This window comes from Okeania sp. SIO2B9 (assembly GCF_010672505.1).
Lineage (GTDB): Bacteria > Cyanobacteriota > Cyanobacteriia > Cyanobacteriales > Microcoleaceae > Okeania > Okeania hirsuta.
In genome coordinates this window covers 1-1,097 of record NZ_JAAHGK010001783.1, presented here as the reverse complement: position 1 = coordinate 1,097, position 1,097 = coordinate 1, and the positions used below count along the sequence as shown (strand labels likewise).

The window sequence follows — 1,097 nt, the reverse complement described above, 5'->3', positions numbered from 1 at the left end:
TCAAATTGACCAAGCGCGTGCTGCTTCTAATTGAACTTTTTCATCAGTACTGGTTAATCTTTGGTAATAAGCCTTAACTAAATCACCTCTTTCTTCTATAGGAATAGGTTTTAAATATTCCTCCCAAGCATCAGGAAAAATATTACTTGCACCCTCTTGATAAAACCAAGAAATTTCTTTCGGGCGCACCATAAAAATACCTCGTAAAATTAAGCCTATGCAATTTTCTGGATGAGTTTGACTATAAGCTAATGCTAGAGTACTTCCCCAACTACCTCCAAACACCACCCATTTTTCAATACTGAGATGAACTCGTAGTTTTTCTATATCACTGACTAAATCCCAGGTAGTATTTTGAGATAGTTCAGCATGGGGAGTACTACGGCCACAACCTCGTTGGTCAAATAGTATAATTCGCCATTTTTTGGGGTCAAAATATTGACGATAAAGAGGTATCATTCCACCACCTGGTCCACCATGTAAAAAGACTACTGGTTTACCTTGGGGGTTGCCACATTCTTCATAATAAATAGTGTGAATATCGGAAACTTTGAGATTGCCTCTTTGATAGGGTTGAATGGGTGGATAAAGTTCTCGCATGGTTATATTTCAAGATTTATATTAATATTTTAGAGAAAATTTAGGCTAAATAATATTTATTTCAACTGTTAATTATTAATTAAAATAACTTTTAGTATAAAAAAAGTAACATACTATTATGAATAGTCCTAATGTAAGCATTTCCTACGGAATGCTGCGCAAACAGCTATTAGCAGTCAGCTATCAGCAAAAAGACTTTCTCTTTAAGAACAGTGTTTAAATTAACAACTAACTTTAAGGTCAAGGGAACTAACTTTTGTGGGGATACAATTAATAAAGCTTTGATCGTAAACTAAAAGCAATAACTGATAGCTGATAGCTGACGGCTGAATGCATACGTCCTAATAAATTAAAGATTTTTGAAACAACCCTAGATTCACATTAGGAAAGCCAAAAAATTAAGAATTTATAACTCAAAAACAAAGTCAGGACTTACACATAAAGTAGGAAAAACTGGGATTTGAGGTTGCTGCCCTGTGGGTAACAATGATGAAAAT

The 1,097-nt window shown here is 34.3% G+C and carries 1 pseudogene; it reads right to left on the bottom strand.

Features of this window, described 5'->3' with window-relative positions:
* A pseudogene (gene pip, locus F6K13_RS34410) lies at nt 1–600 on the bottom strand (prolyl aminopeptidase); the annotation flags it as partial.
* Nucleotides 601–1,097 lie beyond the last annotated feature (497 nt).